At 41.5% G+C, this 15,754-nt stretch carries 9 protein-coding genes, 2 tRNA genes and 1 rRNA gene; 1 reads left to right on the forward strand and 11 read right to left on the reverse strand.

Annotation, left to right across the window (positions count from 1 at the left end):
• Window positions 1-696 precede the first annotated feature (696 nt).
• The 5 genes from HMPREF1212_RS17445 to HMPREF1212_RS17465 form a co-directional block, all read right to left on the reverse strand.
• Window positions 697-770 (reverse strand) — tRNA-Ala (locus tag HMPREF1212_RS17445).
• Window positions 771-797: 27 nt separating this feature from the next.
• A tRNA-Ile gene (locus HMPREF1212_RS17450) sits at window positions 798-871 on the reverse strand.
• A gap of 157 nt (window positions 872-1,028) precedes the next feature.
• A 16S ribosomal RNA gene (locus HMPREF1212_RS17455) occupies window positions 1,029-2,555 on the reverse strand.
• A gap of 403 nt (window positions 2,556-2,958) precedes the next feature.
• Window positions 2,959-4,107, reverse strand: a complete 1,149-nt coding sequence (locus tag HMPREF1212_RS17460; protein WP_046150486.1) for a 6-bladed beta-propeller — start codon at window positions 4,105-4,107, stop codon at window positions 2,959-2,961.
• 151 nt (window positions 4,108-4,258) lie between these two features.
• Entirely contained in the window at window positions 4,259-5,950 is a 1,692-nt protein-coding gene (locus HMPREF1212_RS17465; RefSeq protein ID WP_046150487.1) for a hypothetical protein, read from the reverse strand.
• A gap of 141 nt (window positions 5,951-6,091) precedes the next feature.
• On the opposite strand from HMPREF1212_RS17465, the gene HMPREF1212_RS17470 reads away from it, so the two are divergent.
• On the forward strand, window positions 6,092-7,381 hold the full coding sequence (locus tag HMPREF1212_RS17470) for a 3-keto-disaccharide hydrolase (protein WP_046150488.1): 1,290 nt from the start codon (window positions 6,092-6,094) through the stop codon (window positions 7,379-7,381).
• A gap of 59 nt (window positions 7,382-7,440) precedes the next feature.
• Here the strand turns inward: HMPREF1212_RS17470 and HMPREF1212_RS17475 are convergent, their stop codons facing one another.
• The 6 genes from HMPREF1212_RS17475 to HMPREF1212_RS17500 all read right to left on the reverse strand — a co-directional run bounded on the left by HMPREF1212_RS17475 (window position 7,441) and on the right by HMPREF1212_RS17500 (window position 15,743).
• Window positions 7,441-7,806, reverse strand: coding sequence for a hypothetical protein (locus HMPREF1212_RS17475; RefSeq protein ID WP_028727804.1), 366 nt, complete (start codon window positions 7,804-7,806; stop codon window positions 7,441-7,443).
• Window positions 7,807-7,916: 110 nt separating this feature from the next.
• A complete protein-coding gene (locus HMPREF1212_RS17480) occupies window positions 7,917-9,509 on the reverse strand; it encodes a beta-N-acetylhexosaminidase (RefSeq protein WP_046150489.1) in 1,593 nt (530 codons plus the stop codon).
• A gap of 182 nt (window positions 9,510-9,691) precedes the next feature.
• Window positions 9,692-10,546, reverse strand: a complete 855-nt coding sequence (locus HMPREF1212_RS17485) for a sugar phosphate isomerase/epimerase family protein (protein ID WP_046150490.1) — start codon at window positions 10,544-10,546, stop codon at window positions 9,692-9,694.
• A 21-nt stretch (window positions 10,547-10,567) separates the two neighbouring features.
• Complete coding sequence (locus tag HMPREF1212_RS17490; protein ID WP_046150491.1) at window positions 10,568-12,082, reverse strand: Gfo/Idh/MocA family oxidoreductase; 1,515 nt, start codon at window positions 12,080-12,082, stop codon at window positions 10,568-10,570.
• A 108-nt stretch (window positions 12,083-12,190) separates the two neighbouring features.
• Window positions 12,191-13,588, reverse strand: a complete 1,398-nt coding sequence (locus tag HMPREF1212_RS17495; RefSeq protein ID WP_046151218.1) for a sugar porter family MFS transporter — start codon at window positions 13,586-13,588, stop codon at window positions 12,191-12,193.
• Window positions 13,589-13,598: 10 nt separating this feature from the next.
• Window positions 13,599-15,743: a hypothetical protein gene (locus tag HMPREF1212_RS17500; RefSeq protein WP_046150492.1), complete on the reverse strand. Its 2,145-nt coding sequence runs from the start codon at window positions 15,741-15,743 to the stop codon at window positions 13,599-13,601.
• Window positions 15,744-15,754: the final 11 nt, after the last annotated feature.

Below are 15,754 nucleotides of genomic sequence, written 5' to 3' on the forward strand. Positions count from 1 at the left end.
GCTCCGACCGCTTGTAGGCAGACGGGTTCAGGGTCTATTTCACTCCTCTGTTCGAGGTTCTTTTCACCTTTCCCTCACGGTACTGGTTCGCTATCGGTCTCTCGGGAGTATTTAGCCTTACGGGATGGGCCCCGCAGTTTCACACAGGATTTCTCGTGCCCCGCGCTACTCAGGATACCACTAGGCTTCGTTAGTAAGTCGTATACGGGATTTTCACCCTCTATGATCACTTTTTCCAAAGTGTTCTACTTTACTAATTTCTTGCCACAGCGTGGTCCTACAACCCCAATACTGCCTAAACAGTATTGGTTTGGGCTCTTCCGCGTTCGCTCGCCACTACTTGCGGAATCATTTTTATTTTCTTCTCCTATGGGTACTTAGATGTTTCAGTTCCCCACGTTCGCCCCTCTTACGAGGTGACTGGCCTTCAACCAGCCGGGTTGCCCCATTCGGAAATCTGAGGATCAAAGATTATTTGCATCTCCCCCCAGCTTATCGCAGCTTATCACGTCCTTCATCGCCTCCGAGAGCCAAGGCATCCACCGTCTGCCCTTGCTTACTTTCTTTTTTCCGGTCACATTGCTGTGAACTTGGATTGATATATCTTCAGCTTGCTCTTGTTACTTTATTTTACGTTGTCCATCATGTCAAAGATCTTCTGTATTACTTCGTTTCTTATGTGTCTGTAATTTTGTGTGGAGAATAACGGATTCGAACCGTTGACCCTCTGCGTGCAAGGCAGATGCTCTAGCCAGCTGAGCTAATCCCCCAGAGTCTTCTCTTTACCAGAGATTCTGTAGTCCCAGGCAGAGTTGAACTGCCGACCTCTACATTATCAGTGTAGCGCTCTAACCAACTGAGCTATAGGACTGGCTTATCTTAATCTCCTGAAACTGCCGGATTTCCTTCAGCTTCATCTTTCTCTACTGGGTATCCAGTTTATAAGATCATATATAAATACATATTCAACCGTAGTACAAGTTAACTAATACCTCTTAGTCAACTTGATAACGAACTCTTCGCTCCAGAAAGGAGGTGTTCCAGCCGCACCTTCCGGTACGGCTACCTTGTTACGACTTAGCCCCAGTCATCGGTTTTACCCTAGGCCGATCCTTGCGGTTACGGACTTTAGGTACCCCCAACTCCCATGGCTTGACGGGCGGTGTGTACAAGGCCCGGGAACGTATTCACCGCGCCATGGCTGATGCGCGATTACTAGCGAATCCAGCTTCACGAAGTCGGGTTGCAGACTTCGATCCGAACTGAGATGGGGTTTAGAGATTAGCATCCTGTCGCCAGGTAGCTGCCCTTTGTCCCCACCATTGTAACACGTGTGTCGCCCCGGATGTAAGGGCCGTGCTGATTTGACGTCATCCCCACCTTCCTCACAGCTTACGCTGGCAGTCTCTTTAGAGTCCTCAGCACGACCTGTTAGTAACTAAAGATAAGGGTTGCGCTCGTTATGGCACTTAAGCCGACACCTCACGGCACGAGCTGACGACAACCATGCAGCACCTCGCAAACGGCTATTGCTAGAGATCCTCTTTCAAGGACTGTCCAAATGCGTTCAAACCCGGGTAAGGTTCCTCGCGTATCATCGAATTAAACCACATGTTCCTCCGCTTGTGCGGGCCCCCGTCAATTCCTTTGAGTTTCACCGTTGCCGGCGTACTCCCCAGGTGGATTACTTAACGCTTTCGCTGTAGAGCTTACTGTGTATCGCAAACTCCTAGTAATCATCGTTTACTGCGTGGACTACCAGGGTATCTAATCCTGTTTGATCCCCACGCTTTCGTGCTTCAGTGTCAGTTATAGTTTAGTAAGCTGCCTTCGCAATTGGAGTTCTGCGTGATATCTATGCATTTCACCGCTACACCACGCATTCCGCCTACCTCAAATATACTCAAGTTAACCAGTTTCAACGGCAATTTTATGGTTGAGCCACAAACTTTCACCGCTGACTTAATAAACCACCTACGCACCCTTTAAACCCAATAAATCCGGATAACGCTCGGATCCTCCGTATTACCGCGGCTGCTGGCACGGAGTTAGCCGATCCTTATTCATAAGGTACATACAAAACAGGACACGTCCCGCACTTTATTCCCTTATAAAAGAAGTTTACGAACCATAGATCCTTCATCCTTCACGCGACTTGGCTGGTTCAGGCTCTCGCCCATTGACCAATATTCCTCACTGCTGCCTCCCGTAGGAGTCTGGTCCGTGTCTCAGTACCAGTGTGGGGGACCTTCCTCTCAGAACCCCTATCCATCGCAGACTTGGTGAGCCGTTACCTCACCAACTATCTAATGGAACGCATGCCCATCTATCAGCAATTAATCTTTAACAAATATTCCCATGCGGGACCCCTGTTTTATGCGGTATTAGTCCGACTTTCGCCGGGTTATCCCCCTCTGATAGGTAGGTTGCATACGCGTTACTCACCCGTGCGCCGGTCGCCACCAATGTATTGCTACACCGTGCTGCCCCTCGACTTGCATGTGTTAAGCCTGTCGCTAGCGTTCATCCTGAGCCAGGATCAAACTCTTCGTTGTATAAATTGTTTTGTCTTGCTCAGAATCCGTTTTTTATTTCAAGTTTTGACGGTATTAATTATAATACTTGTACTACTTGTTGATATGTAAATCTTTCAAAGAACTTTCGCTTTCTTTTCGATTGCGGCTGCAAAGGTAAGGACTTTTTTTTAACTACCAATTTTTTTAGAAGAAAATTTGAAAAGTTTTTTTTCAGTCGCTGTGACGGTTGGATTGTTGCTTAGCATCGCTAACCTCATCCCCTCTACACAGGTTACCTCTTTCATCATGTATCATGCGCCGTTCTCTCTCGAATGCGGGTGCAAAAGTAGAAGAATTACTATTACACTCCAAACTTTTCACCAATTATTTTTTATTTATTTTTTCACGGTAGGCACTGTATTATAATGTACGGGCGAATAGGCTAGAAAATGTTTTTTATCTTAGCCAGCATGACCACAGGATTATCCTCTTCTTTTAAATGAGCTGCAATATCTCTCAATTTGCCTTTCAGTTTACCTTTCTCTTCAATAAGTGACAAAGCTTCCAAAGATACGGCGAAAGCAATCTCTTCATTCAAAGCACATACTGATAAATCCTCTTCACGTTTATCGAAGTCTGCATTATAAACAATAGAATGATAAATCTTTTTTTCCTTCTTGTCATATATTAAATCAACAGTTAGCATTTTGTTATCCTTTTCGAAATTGCATTCCTTTTTCACCGTCTGCATAAAATAGTAACGATCCGTCAAGATTCCCGGAAATAGGAAGACTTCCGGCGTCATTGTCTGTACAGAAGGAATTCTGACCATAAACGGGCGAAAATCCCCGTTTGGCCGATGGGCATAGATAGTATCGGCTGAAGGTTCGCTCAAAATCCAATCACCCTGATAAGAAGATACAAAACTATTACCGGGAACGCTTGCATACACCCCATCCGCAACACGCTTTACGATTATCGGCGATATTCTCTTCTCGTATGGAACCTCAATATCCGTCCAACTTCCATCTTGTGCAGACAAAAGAAAGAATGTAGATGTAGAAGACTCGTTCTCTGGCGAATAAACATTCTGAGAAAGAAAATGATTTTCATCATAATCGTACAAGTTCGTAACAAGTGCACCTTTTTTATAAGGAATTGTCCTTTTATAATTTCCATCCAAATCATATACTTGAATTTTACTTGAAGGACCATCATTCACAAATATCTCATCCTCTTCTTTATTTAAATGAACATTAAAAGGCAATATATACTCCTCCGGACCTTGCCCTCTACGATTAATCTTCTTCAATCCTTTGCCAGTCGACCGGTCAAATATCAAAATTTCCCCCTGATGCACATTCGTCAATACCAAGATATCCTTACCGACATCCGCGATCTTTCCTTTGACAATAAATTCATCCGTCGTTTCCAACAAAACATATTCCACATCTATAAAATCCTGCAATATCAGTTCTTTCTTTGGATAATCCGCCGTAACATCTACCGTGATAAGACTGTCTGATTTATTACCTTCACATCCCATTAATATTAATAGGATAGTTCCCAAAATAAGATTTCTACTTTTCATGTTTCCAGTTATATTAGTTATTAAACATTGACTATTTTGTTTGGATTGGTAAAAGTAGAAACCGACCCAAAGACAACCAAGGATTTGATGTCACAAAAATGTCACATTTTTAAGCTACTAATAGACAACATTATAGAAGGAAAAGGAAACATTAAAAAGTTTTAATGAACTTATCGAAATCTTGTGCGGATCCACTCTCTTGAGTCAGCTTTTCATACAAACGCTTACGTTTATTGGATATCGCCTGGCTATTCACCGACAACAATACAGCAATACGTCCTACCGGAATCTGCAATTTTACCAAACAACATACATTCAAATCCAAGTCAGATATACGAGGATACAACATTCTTATCTTACCTGTAAAATCTTTATATAATATATGATCTATCATTTTTATAACCTCCGGCCACTGTGTCTCATTCAGTTTTTTCCAATCCGTATATACTCCCCGATATAAATCGGAGGAAAAGAACGGATGTGCAGAATTCATCTTCCCCTGAATAGACCTTGTAAACTGGGTGGATTGTTCTGATAGTTGCGCCACAACCGCTTCATACTGTTGTTCCAATTGCGCCACAACAGCATTTCGCTCTTCCAAATATTGCTGGCTATTCAAGTATTGTTGTTCCTTACGACGCAAAGATTGATTAAGCTGCTCCTCCCTCTTTTTCCTTTCTCTCCACAGATAAAAAACGAGACAAACGACGAACAGCAGACATCCGGCTCCTCCCAGAGAAAGTTTATACAAGTTGCCCGTTTTACGATCCGACTCTTGCCGATAATATTCCTTTTTCTTTTCAATCTCCCGATAATCATACAAACGTTGTAACCTGGCAAGAGTTTCCATTTGGGTCAGGTTATCAATCGAATCACGAAAAACGTTATATTGTTCCTGATAAAAGGCATAAGCCGACCAATTTTTCCGGGACTTTTCCAACTGCGCCAAATTTAGATAAAGATCTTTCAATGTATACGGATTTGTACTTTGACGGCAAAAAGATAAATAATGATATGCCGAATCTTTTTCCCCCATTCTCAAATAAAGACTCCCCAACCCCAGAGTGACTAAGCAAGAATCCTCCGTAGTCCTAGCCCGGGTATAAGCATTATAGGCATAAGACACCCCTTTTGCATAATCTCCCATTTGTTCATACGTACCTGCCAATTCATTATACATACAAAACTTGTGTGCATCCGAAGTGTACTCCAATGCTTTTGTATAATTAGTGACGGCACTATCCAAACGATGCTCATTCACATGAATCCGAGCAATATCCCTGAGGGCTAATGATAAACGAACCGTATCCTGTTTTTTCTCAAAATAGCCGACAGCCTTTTGCTGAAAATGCGAAGCCTGACCATACAATTTTTGATAGGTGTACAACCTGCCCAAATTGGTACATATACGCCCTAAAAATGTGTATTTTTCCAATTCAAGTCCCAATTTATACGCTTTTAAGTAATAATCCTGTGCCTGAATTGCATCATTTAAATCTTGAAGAACAATTCCATAATAATAATATGCCTGCATCTTACGCTCGGGCAAATCATTCTTATCATAATAACTCACTGCAATCTGTATCAAAGAATCAGAAGTATGTCTTATCTGCTTTCTATCTATCACCGATGTATATAACAGACACCAAAGAGCTTGTTGCTGCTCAGACAATTCTTCTATTTGTTGAATACTATCCAACAATATCAATGTATTGTCCGGTTCTTTCTCTATAGATTTTTCTGCCACTCTCAACAATGCAGTCACCTCCCCTTTCTTGCTTCCAAAAAACACAAAGCCGAGCAGAACCAATAGAAGGGAGAAATGTAGTATCCACTTATCCATTAAGTATGATTTAATGCATGCAAGATAAAACTTTATTTTCAGAAATGCAGTTAGCCTCTCTGCGTATTTTTTGCAGAATCTTTTAAATAACTTTTTTATCTTTGCAATTTATCAATATCATTAATTTAAACTTAATCTAAAATGGAATCAGTAATGAAAAGAGTAACAGCCACAAGCTTGTTAGCCTCTTGTGCAGTATCATTGGCTTTGTTTACTTCGTGTGCGGGTGCAGAGCAAAACACACTTACTCCCGAAGAGGTCGCCGATGGATGGCAACTCCTTTTCGACGGAAAAACACTCAACGGTTGGAAAGATTACAATGGGACAACCCTCACTCAGCCTTGGCATGTTGTTGACGGATGTATCCAAGCAAAAGGTGACGGCAGTGATGCCAGCGGTTATATTGTAACTGACAAACAGTATGAAAACTTCGAATTATCATGGGATTGGAAACTATCTAAAGGAGGAAACAGCGGTATGCTTTACCATGTTGTTGAACGTCCCCAGTTTGCAGTACCTTATGTAACAGGCCCGGAATATCAGTTGATTGATGAACCGAATTTCCCGGAACCTCTGGAAGAATGGCAGAAATTAGGAGTTGACTACGCTATGCATTTACCAGACAAGTCCAAAATGAAAGTAAATCCGCAAGGAGAATGGAACAACTCTAAAATAGTATTCGATAACGGTCATGTAGAACATTGGTTAAACGGAGAAAAGATTTTGGAATTTGAAGCCTGGACAGATGACTGGTATGAAAAGAAGAATAGCGGTAAATGGTCGAATGCCCCAGAATACGGCTTGGCTAAGAAAGGTGTCCTTTGTTTACAGGATCACGGTTATCCCGCATCATTCCGTAATTTAAAGATTAAAGAACTTCCCCGTAAAAGCAAAGAAGTTAACTTATTTAATGGTGTCGACCTGAAAGGCTGGGAAGCCTATGGTACTGAATTATGGTATGTGAAAGACGGCTTGCTGATTTGCGAAAGTGGTCCTGACAAGAAATACGGTTACCTGGCAACCCGCGATTATTACGATGATTTCGATTTGACCGTTGAGTTCAAGCAGGAGGCTGATGGTAACTCGGGGGTATTTATCCGCTCTTTCATCGAAGAAGATGTTAAAGTAAACGGATGGCAGGTTGAAGTTGCCCCCAAAGGTCATGATACCGGAGGTATTTACGAATCATACGGACGCGGATGGTTGATCCAGATCCCGGACGAAAAAGAAACAATCCTGAAGGAAGGTGACTGGAATACTATGCGCATCAAAGTGCAGGGTGACAATGTTCAGACCTGGTTGAATGGTGAAGAAATGGTTAATATCAATGACGAAAAGATCGGTGCCGGTCAAGGCCGTATTGCTTTGCAGATCCATGATGGAGGTGGCATCAAAGTATTATGGCGTAATCTGAAGCTGAAAACTTTATAATCCCATTTATAACAGACAAAAAAGCCCGATGGATATTCCACCGGGCTTTTTCATTTTTATCATTTACGTCCATGCCCTTTACGAGGGCCATTCGCTTTTTGTTTCTCCTGATAGAGTTTGTACTGTTCGTCTGTCAGTATCTTCTTTATCTGAGCATCCTTTTCACTAAGCATTGTCGACATTTTTTCGCGCATTTTTGAACGATCCTCCTTTACAGCCTCACGTTCTTTTTCCATTTGAGCTCTGAACTCGGTTTCTACCTTACGGAACTCCGCAGCTTGCTTATCATCGAGTTTTAACTCTTCGATCATTTTTTCACTACGCTTTGAGGGATCTCCCTTCTTTCCCTGGCGATTACCACTCTGAGCAAAAACTGTTGTTGAACTGATCAAGATAACCAAAAACAATCCTATTACCTTCTTCATAAACTATTACTTATTACTTAATTAATATACTTTTGTTTGTGAAGCGCTTCGAAGTAATAGACACTGTTATTTGGAAATAGTTTAATCGTCCCGCTAAAAAAAATCTTTTTTTATTCGGTTGGCCCTATAACGATTCCCTCAGCAGTCCACTTACCAGTAAAATAATCAAGCGATCTCAGGAAACGGTTATAATCTTTTTTATCAGCACCCGTCCATCCTGTTTCTGCATAAGCTGCAATACGGGGATAAACCAGCCGGTTCATGCTCTCAACCGTTGGGATAAATTCCCCCCACATCTGACAGCCCAATCCCAGCACTCTGCTCTGTTCTTCCGGAGATAATCCTTCCGGAACCGGATTAAATGAATAAGCCTTAGACAAAGGGATTGACTCATAATTATAATCTACATAAGTATATTCATGATAAGAGTTCACCACATCATATCCCTTATCAATCGTTTTCTTGATAAGAGCCGGATCACCTTTCCAGAAATGAACGATCGTTCCTTTAGCTAACTGTTGTTCCACCTCTTTCGTATCTTCGGCAGACTGATACTCATGCAGTTTATCACCGGTAATCTCGTTCCATCCCATCATTCGCTTCCCTTTTGATGCTAGCATGTTGGAAATCTCATTCGTAAAATAAACCTGAAGCTCAGCCGGTGTTTTCAATCCGTTCTTTGCCATATAGCTACGGATAACCGGAGAAGCTTTCCACTGATCGTATTTAACTTCATCCCCTCCGATATGGAATACCGAACCAGGGAACAGAGCTATCACTTCATTCGTTACATCATCAAAGAACTGCATCACTTTCGGATCAGACACATTAAAAACTTCATAATGTACACCGAATTTACCTGGAACTTTGATCTGCTTGCCACTGGTTCCCAACCAGGGATAGGAAGCGATAGCGGCACTGGCATGTCCCGGCATACTTACTTCCGGCACAATCGTGATATGACGTTTAGAGGCATAATCAACAATTTCTTTGATTTCCGCCTGGGTATAAAATCCTCCGTGAGGTTTACCGTCATACACATCGCTACCAAAATGATTGATCTCAGATGAGTCACGGTAAGCTCCCACCTCCGTCAATTTCGGATATTTCTTAATTTCAATTCGCCAGCCTTGATCATTCGTAAGATGCCAATGGAACACATTCATTTTCAATCCTGCCATTTCATCCAACAACTTAAGCACAACATCTTTCCCTTTAAAATAACGTCCTTCATCCAACATAAAGGCACGCCAGGAAAAAGCCGGATAATCGGAAACAGCCGCTCTTTGTACTACATATTTACCGTCTTTTTCCTTTATAATCTGACGCAGGGTTTGTACTCCGTTCAAAACGCCGGCTGGAGTTCTGGACTTTATTGCGATCTTACCGGAAGCGACTTCCAGTTGATAACCTTCCGGTTTATCCGCCAATACAGCAGGGTCAAGTACGAGGTTTATATCCCCCTTCCCTTCCTTAAGGGTTGCATTTACTGAAAAATCAGCAGCAAGGACATTCTGTAAATACTGAGCTTCATTAACAAGATTCCCGGAGTAAGATATTACCGGCTGATTACTCATTTTAAAGAACCCCGGAGTATAACTGATCTCCTGAGGTTGCGGAATGATCGTGTACTCTTCAACGGGAGGGGTCTGACAGGCACACAGGAATAAAAAACACAAAGAGATTAACAAGTTTGTTCTCATAGAATTAAATTTAAATTAGGATAAAAGCATAAACACCTTACATAAATACCCTTTATTCAACAATTGTACAAAGATAAAACATAAATACAGATCCTCAAAAACTAAAAACTGGAATGTCTATTTAACATTCCAGTTTTCACAATTATTCATCAAACACAAACGATTAAGTGGTTCATTGGGTACTAAAACAGCTCATTTGTTACTTGATTGAAATAGGTTATGCATTCTTTTATATCAGAAACAGAATTTTCCCAGTTATATTCATATTCGATTGAGAATACCCCTTTGAAACCCTGTTCCTTCAGTTCCTTCAACATCCCTTTAACATCGAGTATACCTGTCCCCCAAATCACATCATGTTGTTCCTTTTCTCCAACCTTTTTTATTGCTATATCTTTAAAATGAAGGGAAATAATGCGTCCACTCAATTTTTTCAGACATTCTATCTGGTCGAGTCCTTCTCTGCGCCAATGTCCAACATCGGCACACGAACCGATCAAATGGCTGCGGTGAGAGATAGCCTGCAATAAATTCTCCGGTTTCCAGTAATCGGATGGCTGAGGGTGATTATGTACCGAAATGTTGATTCCGTATTGTTTCGACAATTTTTCTACCAAATCCCAGTCGCCGGGTGCCGGTTCACAAGTGATAAACTCCATTTCCATCGCCTTGGCAAAACGGAACATTTTTTCCCAGTCGGAAGATTTCTCGGCAACATATACACCAGTTCCAACAATTGTTATTCCCTTAGAAGCAGCCAGTTCTTTCAACTCCTTTTGAGTTTGGGTATCCAGGTTGAAGTTGAACACCCGGTCACCCCATTTACCTCCCAACTTGTGTCCGGGATATACTTCTATATATTTTAAGCCTAATTCCTGTGTCTTATCGAGAGCTTCTGTTAGTGAGAACAGGTGAAAACTATATGATTGCATCCCCAGCCGCCAGCCGTTCTTTCCTGCTTTGGTCTGTGCCTGTACAGGAATGGAGAATAAACCGCAAACCAACAACAGTAAGATATTGAATATTCGCTTTTTCATGATCGATTTATTTTATTCTGATTATTTAGGCATATCCGGTAAGGAGAAACCATTGTTGTAAGTGTGCCTGATCCATTCGTTAGCCATTTCTACCGCATTAAATTCAGCAAAGCGGCGGTCGAAACGAGGATCACCGTCTATTACTTTGAAATCGTCTACCGTAACGATCTTAATTTTGTCTGTCGGAGAGATATTGGTAAAGCACATATTCTCGCCGTCCCATTGCAATTCACGGTGTAACCCCTGCAATCCAGATAACCGTACGGCCAAGACTCCCATCACAACCATTTCGTTGAACGGACCGGAAAACTGGAAGTTAGAAGAAGCTTCTGTCCGGTTTTCGGGAGACTCTTTACATGCACGTATCCAATCCTGTTCGTGGGCATTTGTCGACCAGATATCTCCGTTACCGCCTTTGATCCTAGCAATAGAGGGTTTAGGCTGATTAAAATGTTCCATATCAGAGACAGGTAATAAAGTCGGATTCATCCCATAACATCCTGTCATGATTTTACCTTTCGTACCCATAAAGATAATACCTCCGTTTTCATCACCCATCATTTGTCCATCTTTCAGTTCTTCCGGACGGGGTGGCATCAACCCTCCATCATACCAGTAAACTTTTACTTCCGGCATTTTTATATTTCCTTTTGCCGGCCGCTCCGGGAAAGTATAAGTAACAACCTGAGCATGGGGAGGAGAGTACAGATTACTCAATGTGGAACTACCGATAACGCTGGTCGGATATTTAAGATCAAGAGCCCAGTACAACGGATCCATGATATGGCAGGCCATATCTCCTAGCGCTCCTGTTCCGAAGTCCCACCAGCCGCGCCAGTTCCAGGGGGTGTAAACCGGATTATATGGGCGTTTCTGTGCCGGCCCGATGAATAAATCCCAATCCAAAGTCTTCGGGCATTTGGCAGCCTCCTTGGGTTGCATCAATCCCTGTGGCCAAATCGGGCGATCAGTCCAGCAATGGACTTCATACACTTCACCAATGACACCTGCTTGTATCCACTCCGCAATCTGGCGACACCAGTCAAATGAGTTACCCTGGTTTCCCATCTGTGTGGCTACCTTATATTTCTTAGCCAGTTTGGTAAGTAAACGTGACTCGTAAACAGAATGAGTAAGCGGTTTTTGTGTATAACAATGTTTACCCAATGTAACGGCATGAGCTGTTACACCAGCGTGCGTATGGTCGGGTGTTGCTACCATGACAGCATCAATCGACTTTCCGATCTCATCAAACATCACACGCCAATCTTTAAAACGTTTTGCATTCGGATAATCCTTAAAGGTCTTATCTGCATAATGCCAATCGACATCACAGAGTGCAACAATATTTTCCGTATTCATATTTGCCAGATTACGACGTCCCATACCACCGACACCGATACCAGCTATATTCAACTTATCGCTCGGAGCAATATGTCCGTAAGTTCTGCCTAATACAGAACTCGGAATAATGGTAAGACCAGCTGTCATAACAGCACTTGTCTTCAGAAAATTTCTTCTTGAAATGTTTTTCATAACTATTACTATAATACAAATCAGCAGTTAATACTGATTTTGTTAATTCAAAAATTAGCCTAACAACTACGATAGTCACTATCTAGCTTTACCACGTAGCATATTTTCTCATTTTATCCAGTTTTGTTCTATTTCTTCCAATGATTTACCGGTTGTTTCCGGAAGTAATTTCCATATTATTAATATGTAAGGTACACACATGACCGCAAACAGGAAAAATGTACCTGACGGGGTTAAAGTCAGGAGCATCCAAGGTGTAAGTTGCCCTATTAAATAAGTTCCGACCCACAAGGCAAAACCTGCAATAGACATGGCCAGTCCTCTAATTTTAGCAGGATACATTTCCGAAAGAAGCACCCAAACCACAGCACAGATAGAGACAGCACAGCAAAAAATATAACACAAGAAAAATACCAATAAAAAAAGACTAGGTATAGACATTGATCTATTCAGTATAAAATAACCACCGATAAGCAACAAAGAAACAATCATCCCTGACACACCATAATATACTAACTTTTTTCGCCCAACCCGATCTATTATTACCAATGCGAGAATGGATGTCATCATATTAACAAGCCCAACCAACACCTGAGATAAAAGAGAATCTCCACTGGAAAGACCCGCACTTTCAAATATAGATGGTCCATAGTAAAGAACTGCATTAACACCCATAAACTGTCCCAAAATAGCGATACAAACACCTATTAACACTATCTTTAGGATTTTCGGTTTAAATAACAGAGCCCATTCAGACTTTGATTCACTCCGGATGACAGATAATGTTTCATTCAGTTGTATCTTAATTTCATTCACATTGCGATAAATTCCGGAAAAAACAGAAAAAGCTTCCGTTTCTCTCCCTTTCAACAGTAACCAACGAGGGCTTTCAGGTATAAAGAAAATAATCACAAGAAAAAACAAAGCCGGAAAAATTTCCATCCCCAACATGCCCCGCCAAACTTCCGTTATGAACAGACGGTTTAGCCACGAAGTCGTTAAAGAAATATCTCCTTTCCCTAACTGTAATAAAATGTAATTAGTCAGATATGCACCTAAAAAACCAACTGTAATTGCAACTTGATAAAGTGACACCAACCGCCCACGGTATGCAGCGACTGAGACTTCTGAAATATAGAGAGGAGACACGATTGAGACTATACCAATACCAACACCACCTATGATGCGATAAATGACCAGTTGATTAAAATTTGTACTGAATGCACAACCGATAGCAGAAGCAGAAAACAAAATGGCTGAAAAAATCATTGTCCGCTTTCTCCCCGTTATATCACTCAATATACCAGCCATAAGCCCCCCTACTATCGAACCGATAAGTGCACATCCGACATACCATCCTTGTTGCAGCGAATCCAACTGAAACAATTGGGTGACCTGAGCGATCGTCCCGGAAATAACAGCCGTATCATATCCAAACAGGAAACCGCCCAGAGCTGCCACCACGGAAAGAAAAACAAGATAACCAAAGTTGATTTTCGTTTTCATACTCACTTTATTAGTTTCCAAACATTGTTTGTATCACCTCATCCATATGAGGTTTCATTGAAACACCCTTTGTTTTATCCCAAAAGCTGGTATCATCCTCAATCAATACCTGAGTACCAATGATCCAACTCTGGATCCAACCGGTCAAGGTAGACCATGCCCCCCAACCATGATCGGCATTTGAAGCCCAGTAGTCCCACCGGTTATAATCGAATGCACGATACCAGGCTCCATCTAAATGGGCATATCTGTCACTTTTTACCTGAATACGGATCAGGAAATCCGACAATTTTTCTACCGCTTCTTGATATTGGGTATTACCTGTCGCTCTTGCAGCTTCGTTCAATGAGAAAAAAGCAAAATTCGAAGTATATAACATATCCGCCACCGGATCACCGTTATGTGAAATAAGCGGAGCCTCCGTCACACCATAATCCTTATTTGATTTAGCTTTTCCAAACGTACCGGTACTACTATTACCTAATTCTTCCCTGATCGCTCCTGATATTTGTTGATTTTCCAACAAACGACTTACTACCTGATCTAGCCATTCCCTATGCTCCGAAGTATCCTGCACCCGTACTAACCAAGCCAACGGCAGTATCATTCGAGCCCGCTCTTGCTGAATTCCATTTGTCCACTTCCAACCCTCCGGATAGTTTTCCATTGTAAGCCTGATAGCTTTTTCAGCTTTTTCTAATAATGGTTGATAACCTGTTTTGTCATAAAGCCATAGATAACAGGCCCACATCCAGGATTCAAAATGAGGATGAGGATTCACCAGTTCCGGACGCTTAGCATAATATTGCCAACCTTTTTCCAAAATCTGAGGTTCCTCCAAACGACCACCATTGCCGAAAAAACCATTTACATTACTTAAACGGAAATTAGCTAGTATATTCTCGATAATTTCTTTATTCCACCGATCATAATCCATAAAAGCAGAAGCCCCTATCAATCCTAATACCAAACGAGCATTGTCATCAGCATAAAAAACATAAGGATGAGTATCAGACCATCCGATCAAACCATAGACCGGACTGGAAGGATCTATTCTTTTTCCAGCTCTAAATGCTGATTTTTTCAGTACATATTCCATCAGATTCTTAGACACTTCTTCATAGGTTGAATTATTCAAAGACTTCCCTCCAGCAGCAAGAGCAAATGCAACTTCCCCTTGCACATCAGCTCGAAGCCAATACCGGAAATCTTGTTCTCCATCATAATAGATATTGGATGCATGGCCTTCAAGAATTCCCATCGAGCCATTTCCAACTTTGCTATCAGCCGGAAGTGCGCGGGCTACAGGCATTAACCCGTCCCCCTGTCGTTCCAACTGCAATTTTTTCCATGAGGGATCAATAAAGAAACGGCCATTGAAAAACCACTCCAGACCTCTGCTTATCATATCCTTTCCTGCATCAGCCGGAAGAGATTGTTCTCTACTGTAAGTAGGTCTAACATCAGACGGCCATTCTGTTGAAAATGTGAAATCAGAATCATTTGTTACAAACGAAATAATATATTTCCATACAGATTGCCAGGCGCCAAGAGGTTCGTAGCGACCTGTCCGGAAATTACTGAGTTTTGTAAATGCGACCAATATATTATCTTTCTCACATAACAAAGGATAGCTCTCCACATCTTCTATCCCATACTCTGCCTGATCAAAACCTGCAACACGAGCTAATACAATCAATGGGTCATTCACTTTTACTACACGAGTATAGCAATCATTAACACCTATAATATCCATCGGTTCCAGATTCATCAGTTTGTCACTGGTTATTACTCCACGTTCCAAAGATGCATGAAAAGTTTCTTTTTCAACACATAGATCTGGTAACTTATCCGGATATTCCAAATAAAGCCTAATCTTTTTCTGTTGTGCCAATTTATATGTTTCCTGTGTAATTTCCAGAGGACACATCGGATAAGTATCACAAACGATAACGGCTCCTGAACCGTTGGTCGCATTTTCAATCATTACTTCCGGAGAGTCAAATATTATCAATTTGAACCCCTCACTTTTAAGTAATTGATACACTTCATTCTGCTCACTACCACAATAATATATTGTTTTATTTTCAACACAACTGCATAACAAAAGAAAGAGACCCCAAAAACATAATAATTTTAATTTCATATTTTTCATATATTACTATT

It is taken from the genome of Parabacteroides sp. HGS0025 (assembly GCF_000969845.1).
Lineage (GTDB): Bacteria > Bacteroidota > Bacteroidia > Bacteroidales > Tannerellaceae > Parabacteroides > Parabacteroides gordonii.

Bases quoted from the DNA above. Each gene is read 5' to 3' on its own strand.
- HMPREF1212_RS17485 (WP_046150490.1), bottom strand. From the start codon at position 10,546: ATGAAAAAGCGAATATTCAATATCTTACTGTTGTTGGTTTGCGGTTTA.
- HMPREF1212_RS17465 (WP_046150487.1), bottom strand. From the start codon at position 5,950: ATGGATAAGTGGATACTACATTTCTCCCTTCTATTGGTTCTGCTCGGC.
- HMPREF1212_RS17470 (WP_046150488.1), top strand. From the start codon at position 6,092: ATGGAATCAGTAATGAAAAGAGTAACAGCCACAAGCTTGTTAGCCTCT.
- HMPREF1212_RS17460 (WP_046150486.1), bottom strand. From the start codon at position 4,107: ATGAAAAGTAGAAATCTTATTTTGGGAACTATCCTATTAATATTAATG.
- HMPREF1212_RS17490 (WP_046150491.1), bottom strand. From the start codon at position 12,082: ATGAAAAACATTTCAAGAAGAAATTTTCTGAAGACAAGTGCTGTTATG.
- HMPREF1212_RS17475 (WP_028727804.1), bottom strand. From the start codon at position 7,806: ATGAAGAAGGTAATAGGATTGTTTTTGGTTATCTTGATCAGTTCAACA.
- HMPREF1212_RS17500 (WP_046150492.1), bottom strand. From the start codon at position 15,743: ATGAAAAATATGAAATTAAAATTATTATGTTTTTGGGGTCTCTTTCTT.
- HMPREF1212_RS17495 (WP_046151218.1), bottom strand. From the start codon at position 13,588: ATGAAAACGAAAATCAACTTTGGTTATCTTGTTTTTCTTTCCGTGGTG.
- HMPREF1212_RS17480 (WP_046150489.1), bottom strand. From the start codon at position 9,509: ATGAGAACAAACTTGTTAATCTCTTTGTGTTTTTTATTCCTGTGTGCC.